General features: G+C 43.6%; 14 protein-coding genes. 5 read left to right on the top strand and 9 right to left on the bottom strand.

All coding sequences use genetic code 11. The annotated features are described in order from the left end of the window. The 3 genes from GXO74_10480 to GXO74_10470 form a co-directional block, all read right to left on the bottom strand. A partial coding sequence (locus GXO74_10480; protein NOZ62096.1) for a TetR/AcrR family transcriptional regulator occupies nt 1–177 on the bottom strand: 177 nt, incomplete at its 3' end. A 414-nt stretch (nt 178–591) separates the two neighbouring features. Further along, nucleotides 592–855 carry a Txe/YoeB family addiction module toxin gene (locus GXO74_10475; GenBank protein ID NOZ62095.1) on the bottom strand — a complete coding sequence of 88 codons (264 nt, stop codon included), beginning with the start codon at nt 853–855 and terminating at the stop codon, nt 592–594. Continuing rightward, nucleotides 852–1,094 (bottom strand): type II toxin-antitoxin system Phd/YefM family antitoxin, encoded by a 243-nt coding sequence (locus GXO74_10470; protein NOZ62094.1) that lies wholly within the window; start codon nt 1,092–1,094, stop codon nt 852–854. The genes GXO74_10475 and GXO74_10470 overlap by 4 nt, the downstream gene beginning before the upstream one ends. 193 nt (nt 1,095–1,287) lie before the next feature. Here GXO74_10470 and GXO74_10465 point away from each other — a divergent pair, with 193 nt between their 5' ends. From GXO74_10465 to GXO74_10445, 5 genes are all read left to right on the top strand, one after another. After that, nucleotides 1,288–2,052 carry a hypothetical protein gene (locus tag GXO74_10465; protein NOZ62093.1) on the top strand — a complete coding sequence of 255 codons (765 nt, stop codon included), beginning with the start codon at nt 1,288–1,290 and terminating at the stop codon, nt 2,050–2,052. A 119-nt stretch (nt 2,053–2,171) separates the two neighbouring features. Beyond that, nucleotides 2,172–3,446 (top strand): dicarboxylate/amino acid:cation symporter, encoded by a 1,275-nt coding sequence (locus GXO74_10460; protein ID NOZ62092.1) that lies wholly within the window; start codon nt 2,172–2,174, stop codon nt 3,444–3,446. Between the two features lie 145 nt (nt 3,447–3,591). Then, nucleotides 3,592–4,908 (top strand): ATP-binding protein, encoded by a 1,317-nt coding sequence (locus GXO74_10455; GenBank protein NOZ62091.1) that lies wholly within the window; start codon nt 3,592–3,594, stop codon nt 4,906–4,908. Between the two features lie 14 nt (nt 4,909–4,922). Then, complete coding sequence (locus GXO74_10450) at nt 4,923–5,243, top strand: cupin domain-containing protein (GenBank protein NOZ62090.1); 321 nt, start codon at nt 4,923–4,925, stop codon at nt 5,241–5,243. 50 nt (nt 5,244–5,293) lie between these two features. Next, complete coding sequence (locus GXO74_10445; protein NOZ62089.1) at nt 5,294–8,560, top strand: alpha-mannosidase; 3,267 nt, start codon at nt 5,294–5,296, stop codon at nt 8,558–8,560. Between the two features lie 48 nt (nt 8,561–8,608). Here GXO74_10445 and GXO74_10440 read toward each other — a convergent pair whose 3' ends face one another. The 6 genes from GXO74_10440 to GXO74_10415 all read right to left on the bottom strand — a co-directional run bounded on the left by GXO74_10440 (nt 8,609) and on the right by GXO74_10415 (nt 18,976). Beyond that, nucleotides 8,609–9,400 (bottom strand): hypothetical protein, encoded by a 792-nt coding sequence (locus GXO74_10440; protein ID NOZ62088.1) that lies wholly within the window; start codon nt 9,398–9,400, stop codon nt 8,609–8,611. 193 nt (nt 9,401–9,593) lie between these two features. Then, nucleotides 9,594–10,919, bottom strand: a complete 1,326-nt coding sequence (locus tag GXO74_10435; protein ID NOZ62087.1) for an ATP-binding protein — start codon at nt 10,917–10,919, stop codon at nt 9,594–9,596. 398 nt (nt 10,920–11,317) lie between these two features. Beyond that, a complete protein-coding gene (locus tag GXO74_10430) occupies nt 11,318–12,745 on the bottom strand; it encodes a GWxTD domain-containing protein (protein ID NOZ62086.1) in 1,428 nt (475 codons plus the stop codon). Nucleotides 12,746–12,764: 19 nt separating this feature from the next. Further along, a complete protein-coding gene (smc, locus tag GXO74_10425; protein NOZ62085.1) occupies nt 12,765–16,298 on the bottom strand; it encodes a chromosome segregation protein SMC in 3,534 nt (1,177 codons plus the stop codon). 212 nt (nt 16,299–16,510) lie between these two features. After that, nucleotides 16,511–17,329 carry a hypothetical protein gene (locus GXO74_10420; GenBank protein NOZ62084.1) on the bottom strand — a complete coding sequence of 273 codons (819 nt, stop codon included), beginning with the start codon at nt 17,327–17,329 and terminating at the stop codon, nt 16,511–16,513. A 108-nt stretch (nt 17,330–17,437) separates the two neighbouring features. Next, complete coding sequence (locus tag GXO74_10415; protein NOZ62083.1) at nt 17,438–18,976, bottom strand: 2,3-bisphosphoglycerate-independent phosphoglycerate mutase; 1,539 nt, start codon at nt 18,974–18,976, stop codon at nt 17,438–17,440. Nucleotides 18,977–19,102 lie beyond the last annotated feature (126 nt).

Here is a 19,102-nt window from a genome sequence, read left to right as displayed (position 1 = left end):
ATATTCAGCCAATGCCTGGTCATAAATTTTTTCCATCAATTTTTTCACCAAATCAATTTTATTTTTGAAATATTTGTAAAAAGTCATCTTGCTCACACCAGCAGTGCGGCAAATTTCCTCCACCGTTACCCGCCGAATTCCATAGCGAAAAAATAAGTCCTGCGCAGTTTCAAATATTTGTTTTAATTTTTGACTTTCCCTGTTCACGATTACCTTACCATTACCTCTTTTATTTACGTTTTCTGTTTTTGTTTACATTTATCGTAAGTAATATAAGATATTGTTTAGAGAAAGTCAAGGGAATTTCGGGAAATATTAAAAAAATGTAGTGGGGAAATATAGAATCCAGAAGTTGTAGATAAATAAATTTTTACCAAATTATTATTATAGGGGAGTTAATTAGATTCTTGTCCGTGGGCTTGAGGTCTATTTTCGGAAGAAATGATTGATTTCCATTCCACGTCGATCGGAGAAGCAACGTCGCGGATTGCGGCAGTTTTGCACATTTCCAAACTTACAATTTACTCAATTGATTGAGTAAAATTACTCACTACTTTGAGCAAAATGTAAGAACTTAATTAACCATTATGCTCACTCATAATGTGTCCACATCCGAATAATTTTGACAATTTTCTCTTCGTCTAATATTTGATAAACAAGTCTATGCTGAATATTAATTCGGCGGGAATAAGCGCCTTCCAAATCGCCGATTAGTTTTTCAAAAGGGGGAGGAGTTTGAAAAGGATTCTGTTCGAGAATTTTCAACAAGAAGATTACCTTTTCTTTAAGTCCGGCTGCAGCAATTTTTTTCGCATCTTTTCTCGCTTGACTGGTATAGACCAATTTCCATTTCACCATTCGACTTCCTCGGAGCACTCATCAACCGGAGTTTTCATTCCCTCAATAATTGATTCTCTCATTCCCGGAATTGAAATTAAATAAAGTGTCTCCTGAATTGAACGCCAATCTTCCTCAGAAATCAAAATAGCATTCCCCCGCTTTCCGTTAATTTGAATTGGTTCACTAAATTCATTGACCTCGTCGATTAATCTGTACAAATTTGATCTTGCTTTGGTGACAGCGACTGTCTTCATTTTTTAACACCTCCTTCATTGTGTACGTAATATCGTACGCATCAAGCCATAATGAGTTCCCGAAAAATCTCTTGCCCATCCTTACCCATAATTCCAAACCCATTTCAATAAAAATATTTGCATTTAACATTTATTTTTATTAATTTAAAAAAACGAAATTTTTCCAATATTTCCAAATCTGTCGGGTACCAGGATGAAAGTTTACTATTTTTGCGATACCGATTGGGAAAATGCGCTGAAAATTTCGCGAACTCGCACCAATGATGTCCTTTCGCAACTTTCCGGAGAAACTGACACCTCGGCTCTCGTTGTCGCCATCTATCTTCTGCGGAGTCATCAACTCAGCGGCGGTGTCGCCATTGTGCAGCAAAACATCACGCCAGCGCAGTTTGCCGCCAGACGAGGAAAATGGGCGTTCACCAAGCAATTTATAGCCCCGGCGGATCTGCCTGAGAAATTCAAACTCATCCGCTTGAAATTCAATCTCAACGAAACAAATTATCCTTTACAGCAAATCGATCAGTATGGCTGGGAATGGCATTATCATTCTTTCATCGATCATTTTGCTTTTTTGTTCGCCCATGAATTGCATCATTTTCGGCGTTATCATCTGGGATTTCATCCGCGCGAGGGCGAACACAGTGCGAACCAATGGGCGTTGACGTTTTTGCAGAAATCTGGCTATCAAATTCAGGGACGGAGAGTCATTTTTCGCCAACAAAGGAGAAAACCAGTTCGCGTTTTTTTTCAAAAATTGCAGTCCGATCGTTATCAAAAATTTCGTGATCTGCAAGCGGGCGACTCGATTCTCATTCATTACGATCCGCGCGGCAGATATGAAAACGAATTGGCTGAAGTGATGCGTCCGCTGCGGAAAAACTCGAAACGCGTCGTCATTGCCACAGCGGATGGAAAAAACTGGCGCTGGCCTCTGGAATGGGTTCATTTGGTGAATTGAGATTTTTTGCCACAGAGGCTCCGTGGCAAAAAACTTGACTATCGTCAGTCCCTTCGGAGAAAAATACAAGATTGAACAAAAATTCAGAAAGACACTGATCTTCACATTGCGGAGGAATAATGCGGCTTCCAAAGATTGAACTTTACACTAAAATTCTCATCGGACTTCTTCTCGGTATCATTTTCGGTATCGCAGCTAATCAGCTTGGTTGGGCTCATTTTTTCACGATTTACATCAAGCCATTCGGCACGGCATTCATTCGGCTCATCAGCATGGTCGTGGTGCCGCTCGTTTTCGCTTCCCTGCTCGTAGGCACGGCGAGTCTGAACGATATTCGGAAATTAGGCCGCATCGGCGGCAAAACCATTTTTTTCTACCTCGTGACTACCGCCATCGCCATTGTGATAGGCCTCATTCTGGCAAATACTTTCAAACCAGGAGAAGGTTTGACAAAAGAGACACAGGAACAATTGCTGCAAAATTACTCTGACGAAGCCCAGTCAAAAATCGATTCGGCGCTGAAAAAACCGAGTTTGACGCAGACGTTGCTGGACATCATTCCGCAAAATCCGCTTTATTCGCTTTCCAATGGCAAAATGCTGCAAATTATCTTTTTCGCTCTGCTGTTGGGAATCGCTCTGACGATGATACCCGCAGACCGTGCCGCGCCGGTGATTAAATTTTTCGAGGGAATCAACGACGCCATGATTCAAATCGTCAATCTCATCATGGAACTGGCTCCCTACGGCGTTTTTGCATTGATTGCGGCGATCATCAGCGAATTTGGTCTGGGAATTTTGGGGCCGCTTGCCAAATATTCGATCGTAGTGCTCGTCGGATTAATTTTGCATGTTTTGTTAACATACAATATTTTGCTAAAAATTTTCACCAAAGTGCGCAGTCGTGATTTTTTTCGCGGCATTCGACCGGCGCAATTAATCGCGTTCAGCTCCAGTTCCAGCTCCGCCACGCTGCCGGTGACCATGGAATGCGCGGAGGATAACTTGGGCGTTTCCAAGGAAATTTCCAGTTTCGTTTTGCCCTTGGGCGCGACGATCAACATGGACGGCACGGCGCTGTATCAGGGCGTGGCAGCCGTTTTTATCGCCCAGGTTTTTGGCATGGATTTGAACATTACGCAGCAATTGACAATTGTTCTGACCGCTACTTTGGCGTCCATCGGCGCGGCAGGCGTGCCGGGCGTGGGAATGATTACGCTGACTATGGTGCTGAAAACCATTGGTGTGCCGCTGGAAGGAATCGCTCTTATTCTGGGCGTGGACAGAATTCTTGACATGTGCCGCACGGTGGTAAATATTTCCGGCGATTCGACCTGCGCGACGGTCATCGCTTCCACCGAAGGACAGATTTCAATACCGGACAGAAAAGGCTAAAGCGAATTTTCGCCCGGTATCCGTCAAGCTATCGTTTCAATTTCTTTTGTGAACATTTTTCACAAAAACGTTCTCTAATCGTAATTTGACGATGTAGAATTGTTTTGCTGTTAAAAAAATATGCCGTTTATCGGTGCCTGAATAGTTGCCAAAAAATAAAACCAGCGATTTGAAAATGATCTCTTTAAAGTTTTGGAAGACAAAACCCCAAAAAGCGCGTCGCCTGAAAAAAGCGCTCCGCTATCTGGACCCGCATCATGCTTTGTGGGACGCCAAGGAATTGGAATCTTTTTATGTCGATCGGGCGCCGGAATTTCGCGATGAAATCATCAGACTCCTCAAACGCGATCCCAATTATCCGAAATTTTTGTTGTCTGGGCCGCCAGGCTGCGGAAAGTCAACCGAGCTGGGAAAAATTAAATCTCTGCTGGAGCGGAAATTTCATGTGATTCTTTTTTCCGCCCGGGACATGACTAACAATTACAAAGTCGACACGGACAGGCTGCTCGCCACGATGCTATTCAAAATTGCCGATCTTGCCAAAGAAAAAAGACCGGCACTCCATAAAGAGACTTTGCAGAAACTGGTGGATCGCCAGAAAGGCTGGGAAACCAAATACGCTGAGGTCGATCCGGATCAAGCGCAATTAGACCCGCGGGTAGGGCAACAAATCGAGCAGGGGCAGCAAAGTTACAAAGGCCAATTCAGGTTAGTCACTCGTCTGGAACAGAAGCCGACACAAAACGAAATAATAGGCGCTATCAACAACGCCGCTGAAGAATTTTTGAAAAGACGTTTCATTTTTTTTAAAGGGAAAAGAATTCTTCTTTTGATTTCCGATCTCGACAAAATCGAACTGGAAAGTGCGCGTGAAATTTTCATCACGTCATCTCTTGCCGTCACAAAACTCAACGTGTGCTCGATTTTGACATTTCCGCTCACGTTGAAATATGAAAATGAATTTGTTCGCATGTATCGAAATTTTAATCACATTTATTTTTTGGAGAGTTTTCCCGTTTATCAAGCCGGCGGGAAGATCGATCTGACTGTCCTGGAATCGCTGAAAGAAATAATAAGCAAACGTATTAGTGAAAAACTCATCGAACCCGACGTTTTGCAAAGAATCTTGTTTTTAAGCGGCGGGATACCGTTTGAATTGATAAATATTGTGCGGGAATGCTGTAAAGTTGCCTTGCGACTTCGCTACGGATTTATTGATATTGAGAATTTGCAGGAAGCAATAAGCAGGATTCGCGCCACGTATCAAATTGGTTTGACCGAAAAGGACAGAAAAATTTTGCGGAACGTGCATATTTACAAACGGAAAATTGAAAACGCTGATCTTACCCGTCTTCTCAACCAATACTGGATTACGGAATACGGCGCGTGGGATAATGTCTGGTACGATATCAATCCGATTCTAATAAATCTCATCAAAGAAACAGAATTATTTGAAGAATAAATACCGGAGGTCACATGAAAAAAGTATCCATCACTGAAATGGGCGACATGATTAAAAATGTGTGGGCGCCATTGGATTTGTTCCAAATTAGCGACATCAAGGTTCGACTGGTGAAAATCAAAGGCAAATACCACTGGCACAAGCACACCGATGAAGACGAGATTTTTCTGGTAATTCAGGGAGAGATGAAAATTCATTTCAAGGAAAAAGAAATCTCACTGGTCGAAAACGAAGCAGTTTTCGTTCCCAGAAATGTCGAACATTTGACTGAATCTAATGACGGGGCGTTAGTCATGTTGATTGAGCCGGCAGGTATTAAAACGCCGGGGGATTGACCCGGGACTTTCTCCGACCAGTTTGCTAATTTTTAATCTCGAGGAAAAAAATGAAAACAGTACGCCGGATATTATCAGTCGTCTTGTTGGGACTAATTTTTTCCTTTTCAACAACGGCATTAGCTTCCAATGTGGATGAACTTTGCGAAAAATTGGAATCTCTGCTTTCCGTTCGCTTTGATAATTGGAAATTTTCCACGCAAATGATTCCTGACGGATTCCGCACGAATCTGAATGACAGGGATTGGAAAACGATAAAAATTAACGATGCAGTTTATCCGGACTCCGCCTGGATGCGCAAAGTGATTGTCGTTCCCCGTCGTATTCTGGGCAAAAAAGTGAACGGCGGCAGGCTGACATTGCGCGTTTCGGTCGATGATGCGGGATTTTGCTGGATCAACGGCGAGAAAAAAGGACTGTTTAAATGGACCGGCGAATATCTTCTGACGAAAAATGCCCGCGCCGGAGAAAAATTCGTCGTGGCAATCAAAGCCATTAACACCGGCGGTCCCATGCGATTGTTGGAAGCAACCCTTGTTTGGGATCAGGTAAAGCCGCTGGCTGAGAAAGTGCAAAACTTCATCACCAGTCTGAAAGTGGGGCAAAAATTACTGAGCGACGACACCTATTTGAAAACCGGCAGAATTCAATTGGACACCGGCATCGATCACAGCAACGTCCCGCGGGAGAAGCGACTGGAATTGCGGCAGATTCTCAATGACGCGGCGAAATCAGTTGATTTGAAAGCACTGGAAAATGGAAATCAGGAAAAATTTGAGCAATCCCTGCAAGCATGTCGGGAAAAATTAAAACCGGTCAGTGATTTCGCCAAACAATTCACTTTGGTTTTCGACTCCAACGCTCACATCGACTGCGCCTGGCTGTGGCGCTATCTGGAGACGATAAATATTGCCCATAATACGTTCACTTCGGTTCTTGACATGATGGACGCACGACCGGATTTCACGTACACGCAGAGCCAAACTCAACTGTTCTGGTGGATGGAAAATCTTTTTCCCGAAACCTTCAATCGCATCAAGGCGCGCGTAAATGAGGGTCGCTGGGAATTGGTTGGCGGCATGTGGGTCGAGCCGGACTGCAATTTGATTTCCGGCGAATCCTGGGCGCGTCAACTGCTTTACGGAAAAAGGTATTTCAAAGAAAAATTCGGCGCTGACGTGAAGATTGGCTGGAATCCCGACTCGTTTGGTTACAACTGGAACATGCCTCAGTTTTACCGCGATGCCGGGATTGATGCTTTTATCACGCAAAAAATTGGCTGGAACGACACCAACATGTTTCCGTATCGCCTGTTCTGGTGGGAAAGCCCGGACGGCACGCGGCTGCTCACCTATTTTCCCAACAGTTACGTGAATGAAATTAAAAATCCCTTCGGACTGACGGATTGGCTGCGGCAATTTGAGGCGAACACCGGCTTCAAAAAATTACTCGTGCTCTACGGTGTCGGGGACCACGGCGGAGGCCCGGATCTGGCAATGATCGATCGCATCGAGAAACTCAAAAAATTAGACATCTATCCGCGCGTGGAATATGGCAGAGCGACCGATTACCTCAACTGGATTCGCCGCCACGATCTGAGCAGTTTGCCGGTGTGGAAAGATGAGCTTTATCTGGAATACCATCGCGGCACTTACACCACGCAGGCGAAGGTGAAAAAATACAACCGCTTGTCAGAAATTCAATTCGGCAATGCCGAGCAACTTTCATCGTTAGCCAATCTTTTTGGAAGGCCATACCCTTACAACGATTTCCGCGATGGCTGGCGCGGTGTGATGTTCAATCAGTTTCATGACGTTTTGCCCGGTTCCCATATTTACGCCGTGTCTAAAGATGCGCGCGAAACCTACAAAGAAAGTTTGAAAATTGCTAATCATCAAATAGATGAAGGGCTTCAATTTTTAGCTCGACAAATTAACACGAAGACAAAAAACAACGAAAAACCGCTTCTCATTTACAATTCGTTACCCTGGGAGCGAACTGACGTGGTTGAGCTGAAAATCGCTGAGAAGAATCAAAATTACCAGGTTTTTGACCCCAATCATGAAGAAATCCCCGTACAAATCGTCTCCGCAGGACGGTACTCTTCAAAAATAATTTTCATCGCCAAGAATGTTCCGGCTACCGGTTATGCCGTTTATTCATTAAAAAAAGGAACGCCGTCGCTCAAAAATAGTTCGCTCAAAGCCACAAACACAGAAATTGAAAGCGACAATTTCAGAATAAAAATTGACTCTCAAACCGGTTGGCTGACGTCCATTTTTGACAAAAAAAGTCAGCGGGACTATCTCGCTGGCCCAGGCAATGAATTGCAGCTCTTCAAAGACACGCCAAAAAATTGGGATGCCTGGAATATCGGACTTGGCGAGCGTTATTATAGTCGATTTCGCGGCATTGAAGTTGTCGAAGCCGGGCCTGTTCGCGCCGTTGTTCGCGTCAAGCGTGATTTTTTGAAGCCGGGCGTGAAAAAAAGTTATCCCACGCCGAACAATCCCACCAGCTATTTCACGCAGGATATCATTCTGTACAACGGACTGGATCGCATCGATTTTTGCACGCGAGCTGACTGGTGGGAAGAGCACGTCATGCTCAAAGTGGCGTTTGCCGTCACCGCGCAGGATTCGGTCGCCTGTTTTGAAATTCCTTTCGGCTCAATTTACCGGCCCACGACGATGAAAAACAACTGGGAAAAAGCGCGCTTCGAAGTCAGCCAGCACAAATGGTCTGACCTCACCGATGCCAGCAAAAAATTCGGCGTCAGTCTGCTTAATCGCTCCAAGTACGGCGGCGACATTCATGGCACTGTCATGCGGCTGAGTCTGTTGCGCTCGCCGAAATGGCCGGATCCCATGGCGGACATGGGCAAGCACGTCATCGATTACTCGATTTTCCCGCACTCCGGAGATTGGAAAGACAGCGGTACAATGCGCCGAAGTTATGAATTCAATTATCCGCTCCTCGCACAGTTCGTGCCTGCTCACAAAGGCGCTCTGCCGAAAACAAAATCACTGGTTTCAGTTTCTGCGGACAATGTAATTCTCCACTCAATTAAAATGGCGGAGCCGGAAAAAACGTTTTCAGAAACCAAAAATCAAAACGGACAAAAATGCTGGATTTTGCGGGTTTTTGAATTCAAAGGAGCGGAATCTGATGTGACAATATCCCTTCCGAGCAAGGTTCAAAAAGCAGTTTTTTCAAATATTTTAGAAGAAGATGGAGAGCCGATTTCATTTTTTAGCAACAAAATTGAATTTAAAATCCCTGCCCATCGAATAACAACGCTAAAAGTGTGGTTCTAATTGTCGCAAGGCTAAATTTTAATCAAATAGAGCAAGGCGAATAAATTTTCATTCTTTTATTTTCAGAGGCAATAATCTCCTGAGCACAATCGTCGGCTCCAGACCGCCGTAAGCGAGCACAATCTGCGCCATTTCAGCAATGTCGCGCAATTCTCTTTTTTCTTCGTCTGGTTTTGGTTTGAGAATTTTTTCAAAATCATCAAAAGAAATTTTATCGGTCAACTGCCACAGGGCGCACTGGATGATTTGTTCGTTTATTTTCGCACGAAAATGAGTGCTGTCAAGCCGGGAATAGTTGCAATGCTGCGCCAATTCCAGCAGTTCATAGCTGTCCATATCTCCGAATTGAATTTGCCCCTCCTGATAAAAAAGTACGGACGCGGAAATGGCGTTCTCTAATTTTGCAACGGTGTGAACGAGCTGAGAGATTTCTTGGTTTTCAGTTTTTTTGAAGAAAAACATCCCTTCCTCAGCAGCGGAATCCGGCGGGTTTTTCCAGGCTTCCAGACAAACGGTGTTTAATTCAAATTTGGCTTTTTCTAAAGCATTGATCTCGAAAATTTGATCGTGTACGATTAACATATTCTGAGCTGATTCTGATTTTGAAAGAATCACCATCCCAACCGGCACAAGTAATTCTACCTTCTGCCCAGTTAAATTTTGCAAGGTAACTTTCAATTTTAAGTTAGAATTCATCCCAGTAACTTGTTCGATATTGACGATTTTCCGCGCTTCCTCGTCAAGCGGGAGCTTCACTCTTGTCTGAGGGAATCCAACGGAACTAATGTTAAAAAAGATGAAAAGAAAAATAAGAAATGAATAAAATTTATGTAATTTCATGGCGGGCTCCTTTTTATTCTACATAAAACGAAGCTAATAATTTGCAGATTGGAAAGCGAATTTGATGTTATACAGAATATTTTTTCACTTTTAATTTAAATGCTTTGGTCGGTTAAATTTACAAAATCAGATTATCGTGAAAATCAGTAGCTATGATTTAAAAAATAGGAACAAGGGGATGTCTTCACTGTTGTTAGACGAATAAGTAAGCCGGCAAAAATATAATTCGGCAGCCCTGCTTTGTGCTCTCACCAATGTAATTTTTGGTTATAACAAATGCTTTTTTGCTGTTGTACTTTTGGATAAAAGTTTGCATTCCTTTTGGCGCCATAGGGGAATGAAAAGTTCTATATTTTACTTTAATAGGAACAATTTCATCTGATTCAATTACAAAATCAACTTCATTTTTACTTAATGTGCGCCAAAATTTTAAGTCATCCGTTACTCTTAATTTTCTGTACAATTGTTGGAAAATAAAATTTTCCACAAGTTGCCCCGCATCTGCTCGACTTTCAAGAGGATTTAAATTTTTTACAATTTGATTGCGCAACCCATTATCGTGAAAAAATACTTTTGGCATTTTGACTATTTCTTTTCGCTTATTTGCAAAAAATGGGGGCACTAATTTGATTATAAAAGTGTTTTCAAGGATAAAAAGATATTTCTCCATCGTTCTCCAACCAGCCGAAGCGCTTGCCGCTAATTCCTTTACGTTTATCAACTGACCAATTTGAAAACCGATTAATTTTATTAACTTATTGAATGCTGGCAAGTTCTCAATTGCAAAAAGTTGTTTTATATCCTTGCGTACGTACGACTGATAAATCTCATTGATTAAAACAATCTTTCGATTATAATCTTCCTCTAATACACCCGCCGGGTAACCGCCGAATCGATTATACTCATCGAAAAAATAAACTAATTCTTGTTTGAAAATCGGTAGGATGTCAGGCAATTTTTGGGCAGCGCTCCAATCAGTTATCTTGTACTCCCTTAAAATATTGAGTAATTTGTTTTGTTGTTTAAAAGACAGAAATTCAGTAAATGAAAGCGGAAAAAGTTCAAATACCAATTTTCTTCCGACAAGAGAATCCTTAAATTTCCGCTGAATATCTAATGTGGATGAACCGGAACAGATAATTTTAATGTTTTTGTAGCGATCGTGAACCAATTTTAAAAAGTTAGTTGGATTGCTCATGTACTGAATTTCATCTATAAAAACGTAAATGCGACGTTCAAAATTTTCACCTAATGCCCGCAAATATCTTTCGAAACTCAAACGCCCTTCATTAAAAGTTTCTAACAAGCTGAAATCTTCGAGATCAAAATAGTAAATTCGCTCTTTTTGAACTCCTTTTTTAACAAGCATTTGAATCAACAAATACAGCAAGCTGGTTTTTCCAACCTGCCGACTTCCGGTAATTAAGAGAATATGATCTGTTCCCATCCACTCTGCAATTTCAGAGGACAGATCCCGCGGATAAAGTTGCAAATTAATAATTTGATTAATATCCATCATAAATTACTTAGTTATTTTATAGTAGTATGTCACAAATTATGAGGTTAAATATAGCGATTTCTAAATTAATTGTCAAGAAAAATTATGACAATCCCGCTTTTTCAGATCATTTTCGCTTCCAGCTTCGCTAACCATCGGTTCTGAACAAAAAGTGGAAATTCCGAATTTTAACTAAAGAGCAAATCAACAAAGCGATAAACTAAAACGACTTTATCTCTCATTTGCGAACTTGAAAAATGATTATGAAAATAATTTGAAGGCGTAAATTCGTGAAGCTACAGAAAAAAATAGGGTATGCCTCTTATGAGCAAAGAGCCACACCCAGATATTCAAGCTTTCGACATGAAGATGAAGCGCTGAATTCATGAAGCAAAGGAAACAAAAAATTTTTTAAACTATCAATTCGTCGGTCTGATCCAACGCTGCCAGTCAGGATCGTTCAATTCTCCGCGTGCCGTGGAATGCACCAATTCGTAGCGCCCCAATTCCCGCTTATCGACAAACACAAAAATCACGCCGCCCTGAATGGAGAAATATTTCCAAATGACGTAGGGCTTGTTTTCCGCGGAATACGGAAAACGCTCAATTTCGTCAGGTACGCCGTACAACAACAGGATTCTGCCGCGGTCGGTTCGCCAGCCGTGTTTCATTTCGCGAAATTTTTGATTTGCCGTGTTCACTAATTTTAAGTAGTGGTCGCGAAATTCATTTTTTGCGGTCTCCGGAGTTTGGTCCCTTTTTTTCCAGAATTCAACCATAAAAGATTGCTTGCCTTTGCTGTCTAATTTTTTGAATATCTTTTTTTCTTCTCCGGAGGCGATGTAGGCGGCAGCGCCGAACTCCTCATTAATCTGTTCTTCCGTCATCTCTTGATAGACTCGTGCATAAGCGGCCTCAAATTTCTTTCTTGCTCTGGCATTAACGGCGCTATCTGACGCCGCTAAATCGCCCTTGCGGAAGATAAAAAATTTGCTTTTGCGTGAAACTTCCGACTTGTTAAACAAATCTCTCACTTTCAATTCAAAGAAATAGGTTCCAGACGGAAATGAAATGATGTTCATACCGCTCACTTCAACGGCGGTATTGCCCGGTTTGCGGCGAATTTTTTCGGGAAATTCTCTGACTAACTGGCCGTCGCTGTCGAGAATGCAATATTTTACGGCATATTTTGACGTATCCGGTTCATCGACATTTTTGAGATTGTAAATCTCAGAATAAAACATGAGCATAGGTAATCCGCTTCCGTAAAACCGATCCGAATTAGGAATAACAGTGAAGCCATTCTTAGAGAATCTATTTTTTCTGTCTGTTCGTTGAATCTGGCTGGCAAGTTGGATGTCGCTCATTGCCAGATGATTTACGGAAAAGGAATCTACGTGCACTTGTTGCTGATAGCTGCGCTTAAATCCTGAGTTCCTGTCTTGCATGAAGACTTTCAGCACATAATCGTCCGGCATCAGCGCGAAATAGCCGACGCCGTACAATCGCTGACCAGGCTTGATTTCAGCGACGCTATCGATCAGATCTACATTAGGCCAGGGCGTTTGCAGCATCAGCGAGTCGTCTTTCCAGATTTCTGCCACACAGACAAAATCGGCGCGCCACCCCACGCTATCAGGTACAAATTCCAGATTTTTTCGTAAGATTGAATAATACAATTCCATCAGCACGTAATTATGCTGAGAGCGAAAAAAACAAAAATCATAACTGAAATGAAACTGGTCTTCAGTAATAAAAGAAAGCGTGTCCTGCTGCGCCAGAAGCGGGATCGTGCTTAAAAAGAGTAGCAAAGTAGCAACCAAATAAAAAAGGCGATTCTTTTTCATTAATGTCTCCACGCTAAATCTATTCCAATTTTACAGATACAATTTTCGAGATGCCGCTTTCCTCCATCGTGACGCCGTACAAGCTGTTCGCCGCTTTCATGGTCATCTTGTTATGCGTCACCACGAGAAATTGCGTATGATCAGAAAAGTCATCCAACGTCTTCAAAAATCGATTCACATTATTGTCGTCCAGCGGAGCATCCACTTCGTCGAGAATACAAATGGGACTCGGCTTCACCAGATAAATTCCAAATAACAGAGAAATCGCCGTCATCGCTTTCTCTCCCTGAGACAGAAGAGTCAAAGATTCCATTTTTTTGCCTTTGGGATTGGCGACAATTTCAATGTTTGCATCCAGCGGATCGCCGTCCTGTTCAATCACCAGATCAGCCTGCCCTTCAGGAAAAAATTGTTTAAAAACAGTGATAAAATTTTCGCGAATATCATTGAAGATGGCGTCAAATTTGTCCTGCGCAGATTTGTTGATATGCTCGATCGTCTCTTTTAAGTTTTGTTCAGCGGAGATTAAATCTTCCTGTTGCTTTTCCAGAAAATCCAAACGCTCTTTCTCTTTCTCATATTCGTTGAGCGCCAGCATATTTACCGGGCCCAAATTTTTTATTTTCTGCTTGACGGCGTCAATTTCCTTTTCGTCAACTTCTGCGTCATAGTTTTCATCAATCGCTTCTTGCTTTAACTCGTGATCGTACTCTTCAAGGATTTGCCGATACAGATTATCACCGCGGATTCTCAGTTCGGAAATGCGCAATTCCAATTGATGAATTTCATCGGATATTTTTTCCCGTTGTGACCGCAGTTCGCGCGCTTCTTTACTTTTAGCGTCTATTTTTTCGCGCAGAGTCTGCGCTTCTGACTCCAATCGCGAGGCGCGTTTTTCAATTTCCTCCTTTGCGGCATAATCTCCCGAAAGCGATTCGCTCAATTCTTCGATACGCGCGTCTAATTCTTCTTTCGTGTCTTTATTTTTTACTAATTCCTGCTCACGATCGCCTATCGCCCGATCGTGCTCCCGAATCAACCGCTCCGTCTGTTCTGCTGTTTGCAGTAAGTTTTTTTCATTTCCGGCAATCTCAACGATGGAGATGTTCAAGCGATTCACTTTTTCCGACTGCTTGTTGCGCTGCTGTTCGACTTCCTGCAAATCTTTCACATGAACATCAATCTTGTTTTTTGCGGTCTGATGCGTTTCCGCCACTGCCGCCAGCTCCGGCTCAATTTCCTGCACTTGCAGAGCCAAAGTCTGCTGATTTTGCTGAATGGACTGAATTTCGCCGTCGAAACGCTGCAAATTGAGTTTTGCCTGCTGAATGCGATAATCGGTCTGAGAAAGTTCGATTTGAATCTGACGAATCTCCTCCTGCACATTTTTCGTCGTTTTGAGCAGCGACGAGACCCGCTGCGCCGCAGCTTCATATTCCTGTTCTTTTTGCCGCAGCGATTTTGCCGCTTTATCCAGCTCATTGTACAACTCCTGCTCCCGTTGCTGCAACTGCTGCAACTGCGCTTGCCTCCCGACAATGCTTTCGGACTCGCTCCCTTTTTTGCCGCCGCGGATTCCGCCCCAAGTGTACAAATTCTCTCCGTCCAGAGTGACAAAATGAAACAGCTTCAAATCAGCCCGATCGCGCGCTTTTTTGGCGGACGCCAGATCGCGAAAAACAAGGTACAAACCCAACAAACTTTTTACTGCGGGACGGAGTTTCTCATCGGACTGCGCCAATTCATCCGCTCTACCGACCAGCCCGGGAATATCTTTCACCTTTGCGTCGCTTTGCAAAGGTTGAATTTTGTCGACGGGCAAAAAGGTAACCATTCCTTTTCGCGTCTCCGCCAAATCTTTGATGCCCAGATACGCTGTTTCGCTATCAGAGACCACGAGAAAAGTGCTCGCCTCGCCCAGAGCCGCCTCAATCGCCCGACGAAATTCTTCCTTCACCTGCAATTTATCCGCCAGCGCCCCGATGAATTTATTTTGGTTCCCCCTTTCCGTCATCAGGTACCTGACGCCCTCGGGATAGTCGGCGTAATTTTCCAGCAAGTCTTTCAAAAAAACCGACTTCTGTCGTACCGATTCGATTTGATTGTTTGTCCTCAAAATCGAATCTTTCAATTCGCCGATTTCCGATTGCAATTTCTCCGCGTGCAATTCCAGCTCGGTTTGCTCGTCGCTGAGCAGTTCCGATTCGGAAATCTTTTTCTCCAATTTATTTTTTATCTCTATTCGAGCGGCTTCGTCGGCAGTGATTTTTTTCTGCAGCGCTACCTTCTCTTTTTCAATAGATTCGATTCGTTCATCCTGACCGTCTAATTGAGCGCGCAGCCGCTCCAGAGAGCGTTCCTTTTCCGCGATGAGTTGCATGATGGACAGCGATTCCCGCTCCGCTTCGCGAATGGTCTGTCTTTTTGCTGCTAATTCTGCGTCAAGCTCATCCAGCTTTTTCTTTTCTTCTTCATAATTTTCCTGCAAATCTTTCAACTCGGAAACCGTAGTGCTGCGGCGGTCACTGGTTTCGGCAAGTTGTTCGCGACGGATTTTTATCCTTTGCCTGAGTTCTTCAATCTCTTTTTCCAGGCGAATTTTGTTTTCCGCCAGAGATTTCAGCCGCTCGCGATCAAGGAGAATTTCTTCTTCCTTTTTTTGAATATCGTTTTTCTTCTCATTTAAACGTCCCTGTTCATCGCGCAGCTTTTGCTCAAGGTCGATGAGTTCGGTTTGCACCGCCTCAAACTCCGCTTCTTTGAACGATATTTGCGCCGTCAGGCTCTCGCGGCTGCGTTTCGTTTCTTCATATTTCTGATTGAGCGGTTCCAATTCCGTTAGTATTTTACTGAAATGGTGCGTCGCCAGTCGAATTTCCGATTCTTTCAAATTTTTTGACAAATCCAGATAACGCTGCGCGCGACGAACCTGGCGATGGAGGGAATTCACTTTGCTGCGCACTTCGCCGATGATATCGGCGACACGCAATAAATCCTGTTCCGTAGCGTCCAATTTTCGGAACGTCAATTTTCGCCGCTGCTTGTATTTAGTAATCCCCACGGCTTCCTCAAAAATTCTTCGCCTATCTTCTGGCTTTCCGCTTAAAATTTGCTCGATCATTTTCAATTCGATGACCGAGTAGGCGTCCGGAGCCAGGCCCGTGTCCATGAGCAGATCGTTGATATCTTTGAGCCGACAAGTATTATTGTTCAAAAGATACTGGCTCTCTCCGGATCGAAAGAGACGGCGAGTAATGACAACTTCGGAATATTCCACAGGAAGGGCGCCGTTGGTGTTCTGAATGACGAGCGAAACCTCAGCCATCCCCAGCGGTTTCATGGATTTGGAGCCGTTGAAAATAACGCTCTCCATGCGGTCGCTGCGCAAAGCGCCGGCTTTTTGCTCGCCGAGCACCCAGCGAAGCGCGTCCACGATGTTACTTTTCCCGCAGCCGTTAGGCCCCACGATGGCGGTGATTCCCGGCAAAAACTTTAATTCCGTTTTGTTAGCAAAAGACTTGAACCCAAATAATTTTAATTTCTCTAAATACACAGCAACCCCAATTCCCCTGAAAGTAGGCAAATTATTTTATCTTTAATTTTAACACAATTAAAGAAAAAAATCAAGCTATTTTTTAATGATGTCAGGTGTACCCCACCTTAAAGGTGAGTACACCTTGAAAACCTTGAAAATCAGCCCATAAAAAACGGGTGACTATCCGGTAATCTGAGCCACCCGTTCTTGAATTTTATCATTAGATTAATTTATTGCGGCACTTTGGTATAATCAATCTCTGATCCCAACGCGCTGTGCGGAATCAGGTAGACAAAAAATTGCACCACCGCGGCAATAACGAACCACTTCCTGCCATCGCCGGTTTTTTTGTGACGCCACAGCGCAATCCCCCAGAAGATCAATGCGAGAAAAGTTTTGTTATCAGTGAGATCGTGCCCGAAAGGCCAACCTGTCCAGAATGCGTCAAAGGCAAATTTTTGCACCAACGGGCCTAAAATCATGCCGCCGATGAATAATAATCCAAATGACCACCAGGCATATTTGTACGCAGAGCTGCCATTGGCCAGCGCTTCCAATCCTGTGCGCGTGGAAATGAGCATGGCAAAAAACATGAAAAAAATGTGCGGGATTAAAACGTAAAGCGGCACGGCGCCTTTGAATCGAATGATTATCGGCGCCTCGGTCAAAGAAATCGTCTTGCCATCAGAGTTCAGCAGAGACACTTTGTACATCACTTTACCGGCGGCAGGCTGTTTCGGAACCGCAATTCTGATGATATTGTTTTCCGCCTTGAGCGTGTCTGTTGTCCAAAGATCTTTGCTGTGGTAGCGGCGGTACTGATAAATCGCCCGATAAGTTGAATCCGGCACGTTGAGGTCAATGACAGCGTCGCCGTTCGTATCGTGCGAACGCAGAAGCCGATATTTGAAATTTTTTCCGTTGAGCGTCACGTTCGTTCGCACCGGATAAGTTGGGCCTGTCATTTTCTGGTAAACAATAGAAGCCAGAGTAATGACGATGGCAATCAGCCAAAGGGCCGTTTTTTGCCTTGAATTCAATTGTCTCATAATCCTTTTCCTCTAATTTTTTTACATGAAATGCCTTTATTTTCAAGTTTTACGATTGAAGTCGAGTTTTTTGCAACCAATTGATTAATGGAAAATTTTGACGTGTAATTATTGTTCTTCAATCAAAGACTTCCCGGTCATCTCTTTTGGCTGCTGAATGTGCAACAAGCCCAACATCGTCGGCGCGATATCGCACAGTCTGCCGCCGCTGCGCAGTTTGGCATTTTTCCATTTACCGGAAAGCAGAATAAATGGCACCGGATTCAGCGTGTGTTGCGTGTGCGGTTGATTATTTTCAAAATCCCACATTTCTTCGGAATTGCCGTGATCCGCAGTGATGAGAATCTGTCCGCCTTTTGAAGTAAAAAGCGGCACAATTTTTCCCAGCATGGCATCTACGGTTTCCAGCGCTTTAATGGCCGCCTCGTAAACGCCGGTGTGTCCCACCATGTCGCCGTTGGCAAAATTGAGAATGATCACATCGTATTTTTCTTCGTTAATTGCCTGAAGCAATTTTTCCGTCACCTTTGGCGCGCTCATTTCCGGCTGCAAATCATAAGTCGCCACTTTCGGAGACGGGACCATGATGCGGTCTTCGCCCGGGAATTTTTTCTCTTCGCCGCCGTTGAAAAAATAGGTGACGTGGGCATATTTTTCCGTTTCAGCAATGCGGAGCTGCGTCAAACCTTGCTTGCTGATCACCTCGCCGAAGATATTGCTCAACTGAACTTCCTTGAACAGCACAGGAAAAGGAAAATCTTCCCGATAACGAGTCAGCGTGGTATATTTCAAGCGCACCCTCTTCTTCCGTTCAAATTCGGAAAAATCGTCAAAATTAAGCGCGATGGCAATTTCGCGCATCCGGTCGGCGCGAAAATTGAAAGTTAAAAATCCGTCGCCATCCTCGACCGTATGAATTTCACCGTTGTCCTCCACAACGAGCGGCTCCATGAACTCGTCAGTGATGTTTTTATCATACATCTCTTGCATTGTCGCCACCGGATCCGACGTTCGAACGCCTTCGCCCAAAAGCAGCATGTTGTAAGCGCGCTCCACTCTGTCCCAGCGATTATCGCGATCCATAATGTAATATCTGCCGATCACAGAAGCCAATTTTCCGGCATTTTCTTTTTTCATAAAATCTAAAATATTTTGCAAATACCCTTTTCCGCTGTTTGGCGGCGTATCTCTGCCGTCCATGATGGCGTGCAGGTAAATTTTTTCCACGCCGTTCTTTTTCAAAATTTGAATAATTTTCATCAAATGGCGATAATCCGAATGGACACCGGCATCGGAAAGCAAACCGGTGAGGTGAAGGGCTTTGTTATTTTGTTTCACGTAATTGACCAGATCGATGAACTCGGGAATTTTCTCAAAACTTCCGTCTTCCAGCGCGTCGGTGATGCGAACCAGATCCTGTTTCACCACACGACCTGCGCCAATGTTCAAATGTCCCACTTCCGAATTGCCCATGATGCCCTCCGGCAAACCCACTGCTCTGCCGTGGCATGCCAGAGTAGTCCAGGGATAATTTTCAAAATAACTGTCCAGATTGGGCGTGTTCGCATTTTTCACTGCATTAAATTCACTCGCTTCTCTGACTCCAACACCATCCATGATAATCAACATCAATCGATTCTTACTCATGCTGTTTCCTTTCTCCGTCTCCACTTTATCAGTCCAGACAACCCAGGTTTCTTGAAAAAAGCTGGTTTGTTGTTTTGCTATTGTATTAAAATTATCTAACTCATAATGAGGACATTAGTTTCCTGA

It is taken from the genome of Calditrichota bacterium, from assembly GCA_013152715.1.
GTDB lineage: Bacteria > Zhuqueibacterota > Zhuqueibacteria > Thermofontimicrobiales > Thermofontimicrobiaceae > 4484-87.
The sequence above is the reverse complement of the archived record's forward strand: the minus strand, read 5'-3'. Positions and strand labels throughout refer to the sequence as shown.

Excerpts from the sequence above, each read along its gene's own strand:
- GXO74_10420 (NOZ62084.1), bottom strand. The coding sequence starts at position 17,329 with ATGAGACAATTGAATTCAAGGCAAAAAACGGCCCTTTGGCTGATTGCC.
- GXO74_10415 (NOZ62083.1), bottom strand. The coding sequence starts at position 18,976 with ATGAGTAAGAATCGATTGATGTTGATTATCATGGATGGTGTTGGAGTC.
- GXO74_10460 (NOZ62092.1), top strand. The coding sequence starts at position 2,172 with ATGCGGCTTCCAAAGATTGAACTTTACACTAAAATTCTCATCGGACTT.
- GXO74_10465 (NOZ62093.1), top strand. The coding sequence starts at position 1,288 with ATGAAAGTTTACTATTTTTGCGATACCGATTGGGAAAATGCGCTGAAA.
- GXO74_10450 (NOZ62090.1), top strand. The coding sequence starts at position 4,923 with ATGAAAAAAGTATCCATCACTGAAATGGGCGACATGATTAAAAATGTG.
- GXO74_10445 (NOZ62089.1), top strand. The coding sequence starts at position 5,294 with ATGAAAACAGTACGCCGGATATTATCAGTCGTCTTGTTGGGACTAATT.
- GXO74_10430 (NOZ62086.1), bottom strand. The coding sequence starts at position 12,745 with ATGAAAAAGAATCGCCTTTTTTATTTGGTTGCTACTTTGCTACTCTTT.
- GXO74_10470 (NOZ62094.1), bottom strand. The coding sequence starts at position 1,094 with ATGAAGACAGTCGCTGTCACCAAAGCAAGATCAAATTTGTACAGATTA.
- GXO74_10440 (NOZ62088.1), bottom strand. The coding sequence starts at position 9,400 with ATGAAATTACATAAATTTTATTCATTTCTTATTTTTCTTTTCATCTTT.
- GXO74_10435 (NOZ62087.1), bottom strand. The coding sequence starts at position 10,919 with ATGATGGATATTAATCAAATTATTAATTTGCAACTTTATCCGCGGGAT.